General features: G+C 55.6%; 12 protein-coding genes. 3 read left to right on the top strand and 9 right to left on the bottom strand.

Features of this window, described 5'->3' with window-relative positions:
• The first annotated feature begins 391 nt into the window (after nucleotides 1-391).
• Both OSC10802_RS44810 and OSC10802_RS44805 read left to right on the top strand, forming a co-directional pair.
• Nucleotides 392-1,597 (top strand): DUF1822 family protein, encoded by a 1,206-nt coding sequence (locus tag OSC10802_RS44810; RefSeq protein WP_017719549.1) that lies wholly within the window; start codon nucleotides 392-394, stop codon nucleotides 1,595-1,597.
• A 28-nt stretch (nucleotides 1,598-1,625) separates the two neighbouring features.
• Entirely contained in the window at nucleotides 1,626-3,806 is a 2,181-nt protein-coding gene (locus OSC10802_RS44805) for a WD40 domain-containing protein (protein ID WP_052334329.1), read from the top strand.
• A gap of 497 nt (nucleotides 3,807-4,303) precedes the next feature.
• Here the strand turns inward: OSC10802_RS44805 and OSC10802_RS0125185 are convergent, their stop codons facing one another.
• Nucleotides 4,304-4,858 carry a hypothetical protein gene (locus tag OSC10802_RS0125185; RefSeq protein WP_155968351.1) on the bottom strand — a complete coding sequence of 185 codons (555 nt, stop codon included), beginning with the start codon at nucleotides 4,856-4,858 and terminating at the stop codon, nucleotides 4,304-4,306.
• 32 nt (nucleotides 4,859-4,890) lie between these two features.
• Here OSC10802_RS0125185 and OSC10802_RS54820 point away from each other — a divergent pair, with 32 nt between their 5' ends.
• The gene (locus OSC10802_RS54820; protein ID WP_155968349.1) at nucleotides 4,891-5,091 is read left to right on the top strand and encodes a hypothetical protein; all 201 of its coding nucleotides are present in this window, start codon (nucleotides 4,891-4,893) and stop codon (nucleotides 5,089-5,091) included.
• A gap of 208 nt (nucleotides 5,092-5,299) precedes the next feature.
• On the opposite strand, the gene OSC10802_RS0125175 is transcribed toward OSC10802_RS54820, so the two are convergent.
• From OSC10802_RS0125175 to OSC10802_RS41730, 8 genes are all read right to left on the bottom strand, one after another.
• Nucleotides 5,300-6,595: a DNA cytosine methyltransferase gene (locus OSC10802_RS0125175; protein WP_017719545.1), complete on the bottom strand. Its 1,296-nt coding sequence runs from the start codon at nucleotides 6,593-6,595 to the stop codon at nucleotides 5,300-5,302.
• A gap of 395 nt (nucleotides 6,596-6,990) precedes the next feature.
• Nucleotides 6,991-8,208, bottom strand: coding sequence for a lipid-A-disaccharide synthase (gene lpxB / locus OSC10802_RS0125170; protein ID WP_017719543.1), 1,218 nt, complete (start codon nucleotides 8,206-8,208; stop codon nucleotides 6,991-6,993).
• Nucleotides 8,205-9,020 (bottom strand): acyl-ACP--UDP-N-acetylglucosamine O-acyltransferase, encoded by an 816-nt coding sequence (gene lpxA / locus OSC10802_RS0125165; RefSeq protein ID WP_026098785.1) that lies wholly within the window; start codon nucleotides 9,018-9,020, stop codon nucleotides 8,205-8,207. Before lpxA ends, lpxB begins: the two co-directional genes overlap by 4 nt.
• An 82-nt stretch (nucleotides 9,021-9,102) precedes the next feature.
• Complete coding sequence (fabZ, locus tag OSC10802_RS0125160) at nucleotides 9,103-9,645, bottom strand: 3-hydroxyacyl-ACP dehydratase FabZ (RefSeq protein ID WP_017719541.1); 543 nt, start codon at nucleotides 9,643-9,645, stop codon at nucleotides 9,103-9,105.
• Nucleotides 9,646-9,713: 68 nt separating this feature from the next.
• On the bottom strand, nucleotides 9,714-10,577 hold the full coding sequence (gene lpxC / locus OSC10802_RS0125155) for a UDP-3-O-acyl-N-acetylglucosamine deacetylase (protein ID WP_017719540.1): 864 nt from the start codon (nucleotides 10,575-10,577) through the stop codon (nucleotides 9,714-9,716).
• 289 nt (nucleotides 10,578-10,866) lie between these two features.
• Nucleotides 10,867-13,239, bottom strand: a complete 2,373-nt coding sequence (locus OSC10802_RS0125150; RefSeq protein WP_026098784.1) for a BamA/TamA family outer membrane protein — start codon at nucleotides 13,237-13,239, stop codon at nucleotides 10,867-10,869.
• Between the two features lie 205 nt (nucleotides 13,240-13,444).
• The gene (gene purC / locus OSC10802_RS0125145) at nucleotides 13,445-14,191 is read right to left on the bottom strand and encodes a phosphoribosylaminoimidazolesuccinocarboxamide synthase (protein ID WP_017719538.1); all 747 of its coding nucleotides are present in this window, start codon (nucleotides 14,189-14,191) and stop codon (nucleotides 13,445-13,447) included.
• Between the two features lie 523 nt (nucleotides 14,192-14,714).
• A complete protein-coding gene (locus tag OSC10802_RS41730; protein ID WP_017719536.1) occupies nucleotides 14,715-15,092 on the bottom strand; it encodes an SPFH domain-containing protein in 378 nt (125 codons plus the stop codon).
• Nucleotides 15,093-15,189: the final 97 nt, after the last annotated feature.

The raw sequence follows: 15,189 nt of genomic DNA, 5'->3' as shown, positions 1-15,189 counted from the left end.
AAATGTGTGGGCCAGAACCCGACGGTAGGGCTAAAGCCCAACTACGAACCCTTCGTGATTTCGGCCATCGCCCGGGACCCGCGAAGGCGATGGACAAGGGGGGCAATACGGTTCCGCCTGGACAAGCTGTTCACTGGCAGTGGCCGGTTGTGCCAGTGCCGGGGCTGCCGGTGGGGACATTTTGCTGCCGGTGAACCCATGCGAGCCCAGAGTGGCGATAAGAAAGAATTCAGATATGAACAAGCGTTTCATTGCTGGATGCTTTTTGTCTCTACACCTTTAGAATCCTTGAGGTGTATGGGTTTCCTCCAGATCGGGTATGATCAGTCAAATGCTGATCTGGATGCCGATCTAGACTTGAGCTTGACAAACCTAACCTTTAGGTGTATATATGCCGGAGACTTTGATAGCTTCTAAGCAGGGACAAACAAAGATTAAGCAAGCAAGAGAAGAAAAAGGGTGGACTGTAGACAGTTACAAGTGGCTTGAGGAGGCCAGTAAAGTCCTAGATCCCAATTGGCCAGGGGGGGAATACTTTGCTGAGGGCATCTCCTATGGAACATGGAGGCGGTTTTTGACAGCTAAAAATCCTATTAATGCTCCGGCTTTTAAGGCTTACTGCCAGGTGTTAGGATTAAATTGGGAAGAAATTGTTGAGAAAACCCCGCCCCAGAGGTCGGAACAAAATCAGACAGCTGAGGTGATGTGGTTTTTGGTATTGAGCGGCACGATAAATAACGAAGTAGACAGGCAGCGTGCCGAAGCGATAGTTGCTCATTTACAGAAAATTTTAGAAGACCCATTTTTGAAAATACAGGAGCTAAAAAAAGGGAGTGTAGTGCTAGTTTTGCAAGGTTACCAAGAAGGCTTTGAGTGGGCTGAGTATCTGTTCAGAACTGGGGAACTGACGGAGTTGTTGGGCGTGCCGGTTCTGGATGTGCGCCTCGCACCGGCACCAATAAACTGGCGGCAATTCCTCCAGAATCTCTTTGAACCCTACTGGCAACAGCCGGAACAGCTACTGCCAGCCGGTGCTCACAGAAGCGCTAAGGGTTCTAACGCTCTAGAAGCGATCCTAAATCTGATTCACCTGCTGCAAACCAGTCAGGATGAACCAACCCGCCGGCAAGCCGCCGAAGCTCTCGGGAAAACCGGCACCGGCAACCCAAACGCCATCAGCGCCCTCACCCAATTGCTGCGCAACAGCCAAGATCCAGAAACCCTCTGGCAAGCTGCCCTCAGCTTGGGTAAACTCGACCCTGGCAATCCAGCAGCCGGTGTGGAAAGAGCCAAAGCTTTTGACTTGGGGACACAGGCAGACCGTCAAGCCGTGGCCTTAATTGCGGCTTTCAGGCCAAAAACCGATGGGGAGGTTAGTATCCGCTTGCGAGTGGAGCCGGTGGAGGAGGGACAAATCTATCTGCCCCCCAATCTCAAGCTCACCGTGTTCGATGAATCGGGAGAGGCTTTCATACAAGCTGAATCAACCAGCAGAGATAACTTCCTGCAACGGGGGTTTAGCGGCCCTCCCGAATTGCAGTTCAGTGTCACAATATCTCTGGGAGATGCTAGCATCACAGAAGAGTTTCTAACTTGATGGCCTCAAGGCTTCTGAGGAGATGGCAATGGGTAAACGAGTCATTATAACACTACTCAAAGGGAATTTTGATCAGGGGTTTCCGGCTCTCCTGCGAATTAGGGAGGATGGCGCTCCTCCTGAGACAGAAATCCAAGTCGAAGGCCATCTCCCCCCGCACCCGAAAATTGCGGATCTATACGGCTATTGGAAGTTAGCCTATGGCCAGCTACCTGGGCTGCGAGGTCATACCTCCTTCCCGACTGAACCCAGCGTAACTGACCAGCTACCTGGGCTACGAGGTCCCTTCAAGGCTGAACCCAGCGTAACTAACCAGCTACCCGGGCTGCGAGGTCGCTTCAAGGCTGAAACCAGCGAAACTGACCTTCCCTGCAGCCAGTTAGCTGAGAATTTTGCAGACAGTCTCAAGACCTGGCTCAATTCTGGGGATAGGGAGTGGCAAAAAATTAGGGATGGCTTGCAACAAAACCTGAGGCGCGACGACGACATTCGCGCAATCATTCAAACGGAAGACCCCAAGCTGCGGCTGCTGCCTTGGCATTTGTGGGATTTGTTCGCGCAATACTACAACAAGGCAGAAATTGCCATAAGCTCCCCACAGCACACACCTTCTGGAACCAAAACACCCAGCGGCAATCGAGTCAGAATACTGGCTATACTGGGCGATAAGAAGGGGACTGATAGCCAGACAGAAATTAATCCCCAAGCAGACCTGGATTTACTAAAACGGCATTTACGCGATGCAGATATTGTCCCTTTAGTAGAGCCGCACCCAGAAGAATTCCGCACATATCTTTGGGATAACAGGGGCTGGCATATCCTGTTTTTTTCCGGACACAGCAGCAGCGAAATAAGTGGTCAAACCGGATGGATTAAAATTAATCAAAACGACAGCTTGACGGTTCAGGAATTTAATAATGCCCTGAGGACAGCCATTGAGAATGGCTTGCAGCTAGCGATTTTTAATTCTTGCCACGGGTTGGGATTGGCCAACCAAATAGAAGAGTTGCGCATCCCGCAAATCATTGTGATGCGCGAGCGGGTGCTAGACAGGGCAGCGCAGGATTTTTTGCAGCATTTTCTGGCGGCATTTTCTGGGGGTGAGACGCGAAAGTGCGCGTCTCTAAATTCAGCAGTGCGGGAAGCGCGGCTCAAGCTGGAAGACACTTGGAATAAGGACTATCCAGGAACTAGCTGGCTGCCGATGATTTGCCAGAATCCAGCAGTAGAACCCCTAACTTGGCGAGGTCTTCTCGCGTGGACATGCGCGCACACCATCAGCGGCCATTCAGATATAATTAGGACAGTAGCCATTAGCCCCGATGGGAAAACTCTCGCCACCGGCAGTTTTGACAAAACTGTAAAGCTGTGGAATTTAGACACCGGCGAACTAATCGACACCATCGCCGGACATTCAAATCCGATTAGGAGCGTCGCCTTCAGCCCTGATGGCAAAACCCTCGCCAGCGCTTGCACCATAGTGTTTCAAGACGGCACCATCAAACTGTGGGATGCAGATACGCGGAGACTGAGGCAAACTCTGGGAAGCTCACTGTTAGTTTTGACCGTAGAGACTCTCGCCTTCAGTCCCGATGGACAAATCCTCGCCAGTGGAAATTTTGACCACACAATTAACCTTTGGGATCTCAACACCGGCAAAGTGCGAAGCACCCTGAATGGGCACATCAAGTGGCCTGTTGAATCTATCGCCTTCAGCGCTGACGGGCAAATCCTGGTCAGCGGCGGTTGGGATAATACTGTCAAGATTTGGAATTGGCGCAGGGAGGAACTGCTGAACACTTTCAATGGCCCTTCGCCTTCAGACTGGGCCGGTTTTCTAGTAACCTGGCTTAACTTCCCTGTTGGGCGGGTTTACTCTGTCGCGATTAGCCCTGACGGACAAACTGTCGCTAGTGGGGGTTCCGATCCGCCGATTACACTGTGGGATACCGGCACGGGAAGACGTCTGCGCACCCTGACGGAAGACTCAGGCACGGTTTATTCTGTTGCCTTTAGCCCCAATGGGAAAATTCTCGCCAGTGGCGGAGAAGACAGCACGGTCCGGATTTGGAATTATCGCACTGGGGAACTGCTTCACACGCTTAAACATTTAGGGCCGGTTCCGTGTGTTACTTTTAGCCCTGATGGGCAAACTTTGGTCAGTGGCAGTGCGGATAGGACAGTCAAGGTTTGGCGCGTGCCCTACTAATATAGCCTTTCTCAGTTGGATGTACTGCAGCCCATAAACCCGGGAACCTTAGGGGCGGGCCCTTCCGCCTCTAGCGGGTTTAATTCGGACAGGCGAGACGCCTGTCCTACGCCTTTAATTCGGACAGGCGAGACGCCTGTCCTACGCCTTTTATCCCGCTCTCGTTCTCTCGTTCCGGGGCGCACGGGGGCCACTGGTGTCAACTTAAGCTCCAGGCAATTGAAATTCACTGCGACAAACTTTCGTCCGCCTCCCTTGGACTTAAAAAAAGAACTAGAATCTTAAAACCCGCGCAGGCGGGTTTTGTCTGTGTAGCTGCGGTTTCAACCGCCCAGAGGCTGCGGGACACAGCTTAAGTTGACACGCTTTGGCACGGGGACCCGCCCCTACTGCCTGGGAACGGGGCGGGCACGGGGGCACCGCCCCTACGGCTCTGCCTCCTTTCAACGGAAAAGCAGGTTAAAAGCCTAACAGCTTACCCTCCGGATGGCGTGAGATTACTCCTCCAGCATCTCAGCTCTAGTGAAATATAAAGCGGGCATATTATAATAACCAAACCCTCCCGGTTCAGTGACAGCATATTCTATCACAAGACTTTTGGCTCCCGGTATATCTAGAGGAACCGATACAATCTGCTGAGCTTTCCCGTACCGGCACTCGCCGGCCCAAAGTAACTTCCCATCAGCCGACAGCCTCACTAGATAAGTTAAATTTGTATCTCCTGACGATAAATCTTGCAAGCCGAACTGTAGGAGCAGCGCTTTCTGAACTCCCGGCAATTCAAAACCGACACGCTGTTCGCTAGAGTTTCCTCTTAACCTAAACACAGGGGAGTACAGCTGACCGCGAACTAGAATTTTAGACTTCAAAAAGTTTATATATTCCTGGCCGGATATTACCATATTGTCCAGCAAGAGATTGGCTTTCTTAAACCGGCTCAAGTCAGAAGGAGGAGCCTTAAACCCTTCATTTGGAAAATATCCGGGAAGTTCGCTATTCTGAGATTGAGCTTGGCTGCTTCCAGAAAGAGCGTTCGGAACACTCGCGCTCACCTGAGGGGTGGGAGCCGGTTGCGGACTGCTGCTTGGACTGGCAATTGGAGTTGGGGAAGGCTGAACCGCAATTGGAGCCGCTGGTGGAACCGCTGGTGGAGCCGGTGATGCAGCCGGTGATGCAGCCGGTGATGGAGGACTTGGCTCTGCCGGCAGTGGAGCGGCAGATGGTGTTGGGGATGCCGGAGAGCTTTTGGACAATATATCAGAATTTTTCAGAAGGAAGAAAGTAACTCCAGATGCAATGGCTGAACAGAGAATCAGCGCGAAAATAAACAAAGAGGTGATTGCCGCTAGTTTTCCAGAAGGTTTATTCTGAGAATCTCTTGGCTCCTGCTGACTCATTTGTTTCACTCCTTTAACTCAAAATTTAATCCGCTTTTCTTTTGCCAGAAACCGGGTTTCTGAAAGAAACCCGGCAGTCGCTACCAAACATCACTATCACATATCCATAGACTCTTTCTCCCAATACTTAGTAGCCAGCGACGGACTCATACGCAGCAGCGCCAGCTCGCCCTGCTCCACCGGCTCTGCCGCCACCTCCGGCTTAATCCCCAGCGCCTCCATCACCTGACGCCCCACCGCGCGTCCCAACTTCGGCGGCAGCGCAGTGCCCACCTGGCGGAATCCGTGCCACTTCGTCCCGTGAAAGCGGAACCAGTCCGGAAACGAATGCAGGCGCGCCGCCTCCCGCACCGTAATCACCCTCGGGCGCAGCGGGTGAATCGGGCGCGGCGAGGTAAACCGGCCTTTTTCCCTCCCCGTGCCGGCGCGCAAGGTGTGAGATTGCCCGTCAATATTGAGCCGGCGCAGGCGGCTGCTAGACTCCACCCTCCCCATCGGCGTCTCCTCAAACCGCTGCACGCACTCAGGGCTGTGAGCCGTGCGCAAGCAGCCGGTCAGCAACTGCCGGTTCCAGAGGCGATCGCAGGAAAAATCCCCTGGCTCCCTCACCAGACCCCGCAGCGATCGCACATACTGGCTTGCCTGCTTTTCTATGCTATTGAGCTGCGCCGGCGTCAGCAGCAGCTCATCTGTCTCCAGCAGCTCTGCAAACTCATCCACATCCGGCAAGTCTGCGATCGCCTCCTTGACGGTCACCTTTTTTGGCTGTGCCGGCACTTCTGGATAAGTCAGCAGCACTTCACCCAAGCGAGAGCCCAGCAAAAACATGCGCTGCCGGTCTTGCGGCACACCAAAATCCGCTGCATTCAACACCCGCACCGGCAGCGCGAGCTTGTATCCTGCTGCTTCAAACTGCCCAATCAGCCGCTCCATAAACTCCCCGTACTGGTCACTCACCAGAGTCGGGACATTCTCCATGATGAAATATCGCGGCTGCAGCTCGCTCACCGCGCGGCAGAAATCGAACACCAGATTGTTGCGCTCGTCTTCCAGGACGCCCTTGCCCATAATCGCGAACCCCTGAGACGGAGGCCCGCCGATCGCTAGGTCTATTTCACCATCCCAGCTGGGCGGTGACCTCCTGCGACTCCCCCCAGCAGCGCAGGATGCGGAGCTTTGTGCGGCTGCCGCTCCAATCAAGCGAGTGGACATCGTAGCAAGATCGGCGCACAGCACCTCGGTTTGGGGAAAGTTGAACGAATACACCGCCGCATGCACGGGGTCAATGTCAACCGCTGCCACCACATCGAAGCCGGCTTGCTCAATTCCCAGGGAGAATCCACCGGCACCAGCAAACAAATCGACAGCAATGGGCCGCCGCTCAGAACTCAATTGGAATTTCGGATGTAATATTTTAGGCACGCCAGGACGCAAAAGACAGGGTAGATGGGGTTTTATATTTTTCGCTAAGAGCGCCCAAGCGCCTCAGCCTCAGGAATATTTCGGATTCAATCTAACATCTAAAATGTAAAATCTAAAATAGCTTCTCTAAAATTTACCTTTCACAGCCCCCCGGAGCCACCCACTTCCTTAGCCCCCTCCCTGCCGGCGGGGAGGGGGTTGGGTGCCGGGTTGATCCGGATAATGCGCAACGGGAGCATCAAGGGGTGTGCGAAGAAGCCCCAATGAATGCGATAATGATTTCAGCCGGGGGTGCGAGGAGAATATTTTTGGCCCGCTGAATCCGGGAAACGGGATTGAAAAACACCCTAAAATCTTACCCCCCTCTACACCAGCAGCTGGAAAATTTCCTGAGCAGCGCGATCGCACACCCCCACCTCTCCCAGTTTAAGCCGCATCTGCTGGTAGTTTGTCAGGGTTTCCTGACGCCGGCGGGCATTCAGTAAAAGATCCAGGCTCTCCCCGACAATGGCAGCCGGTGTCGCTCGCTCCTGTAACAGTTCTGGCACAATGGGCTGCATTTGCACCAGGTTAGGCGGGGACATAAAGGGAATCGAAAAATTGAGCACCCTGCGAGCCAGCCAGTACGTCAGGGGGCTGACTCGGTAGATCGCCACCTGCGGCACATTCAGCAGAGCAATTTCTAAATTGACTGTACCAGATTTTGCGATCGCCAGATCTGCCGCCGCCAGCACTTCCCGAGACTGCCCGAACACAGCGATCGCCCGCAACCCGTAGCGCTCAATCGCCCCCTCCACCGCACCCCTGAACCTTTCGAGAGACACCGGAATCCAGAAGCGCACTTGCGGCAGCTGCTCCTGAAGCTGCCGAGCCGCCTCAAACATCACCGGCAGCAAGTATTTTAACTCTTGCTGGCGCGACGCCGGCAGCAGGGCAACCGCCAGCGTTTCCCCATCAATGCCCAGCGACTGACGCGCCTGTTCCCGACTGGGGAACGACTGCAGCCAGTCCAGCAGCGGGTGGCCCACCCAAGTCACAGAAGCGCCCCGCTCCCGGAAGTAGCGAGCTTCTTCTGGGAAAATCGCCAGCAGCCGGTCGGTCACTGCTACTAACTTAGCCGCATCGCTCTCGAAGAGCGACCAAACCCACATTTGCGGCGCAATATAGTACACCACCGGCACCTGCGGCATCTGTCGCTTGACATAGGTGGCAATGGCCCGATTCGGGCCGACGTAGTCAATCAGGACCAGCAAATCGGGCGGGTTCTTTTGCAGGTACTGCTTGGCGCACCGCTGCTGCTGCAACGCAGGCCAAATGTAGGGCAAAGACTCCACAATCCCCACTGAACCCGTGCCGCTGGTATCCCCCAACAGAGTGCAGCCGGCTTTGGCCATCCGCTCCCCCCCCAGGGCCACAATCTCCAGCGCTATCCCCTGTGCCAGTGCTTGCCGGTGAAGGGCTTCTGCCAGCAGCGCCCCTTGCAAGTCCCCTGAAACCTCGCCGGTGCTGAGGAACAGCCGCACCTTTCGCTCCGGGGGAGGATGCGCGCTCAACCCTGCAGTCAAATTGAATTCCCCCTTCATCCTTCATCCTTATCCTTGATCTGTTTCCCTGGAGTCAGCCCCCGCCGGCCCTCCATCTGGGACATTTGCAGGAACTGGCGCAGCTGCTGCAAGTGTTCGCTGTCGCCAAGCTCGGACAGCTGCGGCAAAGCTTGAGTCAGCGTCAGTCCGGACCGGTAAAGAATGCGGAACGCTTTTTTTAAGCCGGCAATCTCATCTGGTGACAGCCCGGCCCGCTTCAGCCCCACAAGGTTGAGCGATCGCACCCGCGACGGATTCCCCTCCACAAGCATGTAGGGCGGCACATCCCGGTCAATCCGGCTCATACCGCCCAACATCGCCAGCTGGCCTATGCGGACAAATTGATGGATGCCCAACACGCCCCCAATCACCGCCCGCGACTCTATGTGGACGTGACCCGCCAGCGCCACCATACTGGCAATCACCACCTGGTTTTCGATAGCGCAGTTGTGCGCTACATGTACATAAGCCATCAGCAGATTGCCGCTGCCAATCACCGTGGCCTCACCCAAGCCGGTGGCTCGGTTCACCGTCACATACTCGCGAAGGATGTTGTCATCCCCGATTCTCACAAAGCTGGGAGCGCCCTCATATTTGAGGTCTTGCGGCTCCAAACCAATCGCCGCCCCGGGGTAAATTTGATTGCGAGCCCCGATTTCCGTCCGCCCATCAATTACCGCATGGGCCCCAACCGTCGTTTCCGGGCCAATTTTTACCTGTTCTCCAATCACCGCATACGGACCCACCCGCACAGTCGGGTGCAGCTGAGCGCCTGTGCCGATGACAGCGGTGGGGTGAATTAAAGTCATCATATAATTTTGCGTGTTGAGGAAGGAGTGCTGAGTTGAAGAGGAATGTAACTGATCGCTCAACACTCATCACTCATCCCTGCTGTTAGCTCAGCAGGGAAAACATCAATTCGCCTCCTGTCACCAGTTGGCCATCCACTTCTGCGCGCGCCTGCATTTTCCCGAAACGGCGCTGCTTGACGCACAGCAGCTCCACCGTCATCACTAGCTGGTCCCCCGGCACTACCAGTCGCCGGAACCGCACTTTATCAATGCCGGCAAACACAAATAATCCTTCCGGCAGATCGGGCTGCTGGGCCATCAGCACCCCCCCGACTTGGGCCATTGCTTCTACGATCAGCACCCCGGGCATGATCGGACGCCCCGGAAAATGCCCCTGAAAATGCGGTTCGTTGACGCTGACATTTTTTATCCCCACAGCGCGCTGCCCCGGAACGCACTCAACAATCCGATCCACCAGCAAAAAGGGATAGCGGTGGGGCAGCAGCTTCTGAATCTCTTCGAGTGTCAGCGATGTCTGAACCGCAGGCGCAGTGGGGGCGCTTGCGGAATCTCTCTCGCTCAGGTGCTCGGCAGCAGGACCGGGAGCGGGGGAATTTTGGGCCGTAACGTCGGTCAGGGTGGACATGAGTAGATGTTTATTTTAGATTTGCGATTTTAGATTTTAGATTGGGGGTGCGTCTGGGCATCCAAAATCTAAAATCCCCAGCCCGAGGAAGCCAGCCGGCGGGCGAGCCCGACGTGCAGCTTGTGGCTTGCTTTGTAGGCGATAAAGTGAGCGCGAGGAAATCTTCCCAGCAAGCTCATATCTCCTACTAAGTCTAAGATTTTATGACGCACTGGTTCATTTGCAAATCTCAGCGGTGGATTTAACCACCCTTCCTGACTGCAGACGAGGGCGCTGTCCAAACTTCCGCCTCTGATCAAGCCCTGCGCCCGCAGCTGCTCGATTTGCTCCGCGAAGCCAAAGGTGCGCGCCGGTGCGATCTCGCTGGCGAAGCTGTCTGTGGCGGGGGACCAGCTGTGCCATTGCTGGCCAATTGCCGGCTGGTCGAAGTCTATGCCGTAGCTGAAGCGCAGCGCCGGTGCGGGCACGGCGGCGACAAAGGCGTCTCCCTGATTCACCCAGACGGCTTCGGGAAGCGACAGGAACGCTGGAGGTTCCTCGCCGGGATTTGGGGATTTGGGGATTTCGGTTGCTGCGACTCCCACAGAGGCGATCGCTTCCACCCAACCGAGGGCTGACCCATCCAGCAGGGGCACTTCTGGGCCATCCACCTCAATGCGGGCGCTGTCCACTCCCATTGCGGCTAGGGCGGCTAGCAGGTGCTCTACGGTGCGCACGCCGGCAGCTCCATTCGCCAGTTCTGTCGAGAGGGCTGTCTGGCGGACGAATTCTACCCTTGCTGGAATGCTGGGGGTGCCGGTTAAATCGGTGCGGGCGAAATATCGCCCCTCCCCGGGTGCCGCCGGCAGCACCCGCACTGCAGTCACGACGCCCAGGTGCAGCCCCATTCCGGACCGCTCAAACCCATCTGCCAATGTGTGGTGAACTGTCATTCCTTACCCGCCTCTCGCATACAAATTGCCAGTTTTTTTTGCTTACAATCCTAATTTTTCCTAAAAAACTCCCCTTCCCTCTTCTCTTACCACCCTCGCTTTCCCTGCGCTCACACAGTAATTATTAATCGTTTGTGAGAGCCTATCTCTTCTCTTCCCTTGGCGTTGTTGGCGTCTTGGCGGTTTAAACTTCCCTCCCTAGAGAAACCAGATTTGTTCAAAAAACCTGGTTTCTGACATCCTGTCTTAGCCGGCGAAAATTCCGGCTAAATTCCTTACTCTAAAAGAGCTAGAAGCGCTCTCCAAGTCCAAAGTGAAAGAGAGATTCCCCGTTATCATTGATGCCATAATCCACGCGGATTGGACCGAGAGGGGAATCAATGCGGACGCCCAAACCGTAACCGAACCCCGAGCCCGGTTTGCCCCGCACCCCTGCCGGATCGCCGGGAACGCCAGAACCGGAACCGAGATCGCTGCCGAAATCGAGAAACAGCGCTCCTCCGATAACAGAGAAAATCGGGAAGCGATATTCTGCAGTTGCTTGCAGGAAACTGCGACCGCTGCCCAGCTCTCCTTCATCGTAGCCGCGAACGGAATTGCTGCCACCGAGAGCGAAGGCTTCGTAGGGGGGCAAATCGCCGAGAACGGTGCCGGTTTGAACGTTAAATGCTAATGTCTGGGGCCCTTTGGCAAAGTTAAAATATCTCACCGGCATGTAGTAGCTGTAGCTAGCTCGCAGGCGATTCATAAAGATGCTTCCCAAACCCAGCGGTACGGACTGTTCGGTACTCAACCGCAACAGGGAGCCGCTGGTGGGCTTGAGGGGGTTGTCGCGCAGGTCGCGGGAGAGTCCAAACTGCACGGTGGTCAGGTCGTCTTTGCCCTCGCCGCTGAAGCTGAGATCGTTGCCCAGGGCGTCCACGGGGCTGATGTCGCCATTTGAATCTCGGATGGAAACCCGCTGGTACTGCAAGCCGAGGGAAGCTGTCCATTCGGACTTTTCCAGGGGGTTTCGGTTCAGGGGGCGGTTAAAGGTGACGCCGCCGCCCAGACGCAGCACCCGGGGGCGATCGCCGGAACTGGGGTCTGTGGGGTTGTTGGGATCGGGAAGGCGAACGTCGTCAGGACCGCCGGTGTAGATTAAGGAGATTGACCGGCGTCTGAAGCCATTGACGGTGTAAGAGGTGCGGTAGGGATCGCCGGCAATCCAGGGATCGGTGAAGTTAACGTCAAAGAGCAGGGCCCGCTCGCCCACTTGCAGCTGCGCCCCTAATTTTTGGTTGTTTCCGCCTAAGTTTTGCTCTTGATAGCTGATGGTGCCAAAAATTCCAGTGGCGGAACTGATCCCCGCACCCGCCGCTATCGAGCCGGTGTTGCGTTCTGTGACATTGAGGACGACAGCCACTCGGCGCGGATCTGCGCCTGGGTTCAAGGTCGGCTCGACTTTCTCAAACAGGCCCAAACCGTAGATGCGGCGCAAATCTGCGATCAGCGCCGATTCTTTGAGCACTTGTCCGGGTTTGAGCGCCATCTCGCGGGTGATGATGAATTTGCGGGTGCGTCCCCGGATCGGGTTGCCTTGCTCGTCGGCGGTTTCGCCTTCTTTGGTGGCGAAGCGGATTTGCACGTCCTCTATGACGCCTTCTGCGACGAGCAAGGTGACTCTGCCATCGGGGGTGACGGCGGATGAGTCAATCACTTGGGCCAAGATGTAGCCGTTGTCTTTGTACCACTTATTTAATTTTTTGACGCCCTCCTGAAAGGTGCGCAGGTTGAGGATGCGGCCATACTGATCGCGGAATATGTCGTCCACGACTGTTTGGGGCACAGCTTGCTGGGCGGCACCTTCGGGAACGGCACTGACGACTACTTTTTCTAGCACTGGGTTGGGCTGCACCACAAAGGTCACCCGGACGCCGATCGGAGTGTCCTCGGGCACGTAGTCCACTTTTCCAAAGAAGCCGGTGGCAAAGATGGCGTTCACGTCTTCTTGCAGCTGGCAGCGGTTGGCCGTGCGACCGGGCTGGGTGCGAATCGTCCGGTAGATTTCATCTTGCAGTTCCCCCTGCGCGCCGCTGACTGCTACTTCCGCCACCAGCACTTGGGGCGCAGCTGGATCGGGGCACTGACCTGCAGGGGGCGTTGCGGGGGGCGGACTGGCTGGCACCGGCACCGGCAAGGGGGGCTGCGGGGTCTGGGCCACGGACTCTAGCGCCGAAACTGCCGCCGGCGCACCCCCAACTCCCCCACCGGCTGCAGGGAAAGCGAGAGCGGGCGGGGCTTTTGAATCTGCCGCCGTGCCTTGCTTCTGAGCCACTCCGGGATTTTCCGGCCCCACATCGGCCATTTCCTCTCCCTGACCCTCTTTGAGGGGCGTCCCGACAGGGGACTCTAGCGACCAGACGGCAGTCTGGTTTGGCGCTGGGAGGGCCACTTGTTGGGAGTCCGCTGCCATTTGCGGTTCTGCAAAGCCCGCCGCTAGGTGCGAGTCACTCGCCAGCTCAGCGCTTTCCACCGGCACCGGTGGCAGGGGCTGTGCGGGGGGGGAGCCGGTGGGCTCTGGCGCGGACTGCAGGCTCACAGTCTGTCCGCTGACGGGGTTCGATAAACTTAGGGTGGCTGAGGCTGTCAAAATTGCCACCCATACGGTCGGTATCCGCATCTTGTTCACGTTGTTTTCCAATTCCACACACCAGAGCCACAATTTCTAGCTTGCCTTGAAGCAAACAGCACGGAGTTCGCGCTGGCACGCATGCGCCCCAAGGCAGCCAGAGTGCATTCAGTGGTAAATCTTACCGCATTGCCTCGCCCGCCGCTCCCCGCACGGGAGGGGTTAGGATTTAGGATAGTAGATGCTTTTAAATCGCTTAGCGAGCGCCACTCGCTTTGTTGCTGTGCGCCAGAACCCGCTCTAGCACTCGCTGGTAAGCTTGTTCGACATTCCCCAAATCGCGGCGGAAGCGGTCTTTGTCCATCACCCGCCGGTCGGGATCGCCATCTGCATTATCCCACAGCCGGCAGGTGTCTGGGCTAATTTCATCCGCCAGCAGCAGTCTTCCCTCGCTGTCGGTGCCAAACTCCAGTTTGAAGTCTACCAGGGTGATGCCGCACTCTAGGAAAAATTTCGAGAGAATTTCATTCACCCGCAACGCTAGTGTTTGCAGTTCCTCGACTTGTTCCCGGGTGGCTAGTTCCAGCAGCAACAGGCGCTCCCGCGTTAGCAGCGGATCTCCCAGATCGTCATTTTTATAGTAGAATTCTACCAGCGGCTGTTTCAAAATGGTGCCGGTTGGCAATCCCGTTTGCTTGCAAAGACTGCCGGCGGCGATGTTCCGCACCACCACTTCCACCGGCACAATCTTGACCCACCGCACTCGCATTTCGTTGGGCGCTGGGCAGTCTTTGAAGTGGGTGGCAATGCCCTCCGCTTCTAGCAGTTTGAATAAATGGCTAGAGATTTGGCAGTTGATTTCGCCCTTGCCGGTGATGCTCCCTCGTTTCTGGGCGTTAAATGCTGTGGCGTCATCTTTAAAGACTGTCAGTAGAATTTCCGGATCGCCGGTGCTCAAGAGAATTTTGGCCTTGCCTTCATAAAGTTTCTCAGAACCTGACATAAAAAAGCTCGCTCTGCTGTAGAATAAGAGAAAGTTACGCCGGTCGCTGGATGGGTGCTGCTAGCACCATTCCCTCACCCGGACTGTCCTTTACGGTCGGGCAGCAAGAATATTGTACTCTATAGCAAGAGCTTTGGCTTGGCTTGGCAGCAAGTTCGGCGTTGCATATTCTGGGGATGAACCCGGCACCCCTACCCCCTCCCTGGGTGCAGGGCGGGGGAGAAAGAGAAGGGAGTTGTGGTGAAATCATCTTGTCTTACTGCAACGCCACAATTTCGCCACAGTTGCGGCAGATGTGGCGGCGGGCAATTGTCCGCCGCTATCCCAACCCAGACCGCTTTTAGCGGAGGTCAGAAAAAGGTTGCAGCGGCTTTCGGGTTGGGAGCATCCGGATTTTGTACATATATTAATTTTTTGTAGCACAGGCGTCTCGCCTGTGCCAGAAACAGAAGTCTGGGACAGGCAAGATGCCTGTCCTACAAGAGATGGGAAAAAAAATGGGATGTTCCCTTCGGGTTGGCTATTACCTTGCTGGCTCAGAAGGGGCATTATCCACCTGGAAAATCACGGGCACTCCCCTCTGTCCGCCACCGACTATTAAAACTTTGGCGTTTGGCGACTGGGCCAGTTTTTCTGTCGCTTCGATAGCCTTCAATTGCAGCACTTGCGCGTTAAGACCTTGGGAAACCGTTTTTTGGTAATCGGAAATTCCTTTGGCTTCGATGCGCTTGCGCTCGGCTTCTTGGCGCTCTTTTTTGAGGGTAAAAGCCATCTGCTGGCTTTCTTGCTCTGCCTTGAGCTTGTCCTGAATTGCGGTTTGGATTCTCTCTGGCATTTGCAGCTCTCTCAACAGGGTTTCCTCAACCGTGAAACCGAGGGGGGCTAGCTGTTCGCTCAGCACAAGTGTTGAATTCTGTCACAAAACTTTACATTTTAGCTTACATTTATCCTGCCCTGAGTAAAAATGCTTAGCCAGAGAGAAGTCGTTCTATCCAGTG

Source organism: Kamptonema formosum PCC 10802 (assembly GCF_000332335.1).
Lineage (GTDB): Bacteria > Cyanobacteriota > Cyanobacteriia > Cyanobacteriales > Oscillatoriaceae > Oscillatoria.
The sequence above is the reverse complement of the archived record's forward strand: the minus strand, read 5'-3'. Positions and strand labels throughout refer to the sequence as shown.

Bases quoted from the DNA above. Each gene is read 5' to 3' on its own strand.
- OSC10802_RS44810 (WP_017719549.1), top strand. From the start codon at position 392: ATGCCGGAGACTTTGATAGCTTCTAAGCAGGGACAAACAAAGATTAAG.
- OSC10802_RS44805 (WP_052334329.1), top strand. From the start codon at position 1,626: ATGGGTAAACGAGTCATTATAACACTACTCAAAGGGAATTTTGATCAG.
- lpxB (WP_017719543.1), bottom strand. From the start codon at position 8,208: ATGAAGGGGGAATTCAATTTGACTGCAGGGTTGAGCGCGCATCCTCCC.
- lpxA (WP_026098785.1), bottom strand. From the start codon at position 9,020: ATGATGACTTTAATTCACCCCACCGCTGTCATCGGCACAGGCGCTCAG.
- fabZ (WP_017719541.1), bottom strand. From the start codon at position 9,645: ATGTCCACCCTGACCGACGTTACGGCCCAAAATTCCCCCGCTCCCGGT.
- lpxC (WP_017719540.1), bottom strand. From the start codon at position 10,577: ATGACAGTTCACCACACATTGGCAGATGGGTTTGAGCGGTCCGGAATG.
- OSC10802_RS0125150 (WP_026098784.1), bottom strand. From the start codon at position 13,239: ATGCGGATACCGACCGTATGGGTGGCAATTTTGACAGCCTCAGCCACC.
- purC (WP_017719538.1), bottom strand. From the start codon at position 14,191: ATGTCAGGTTCTGAGAAACTTTATGAAGGCAAGGCCAAAATTCTCTTG.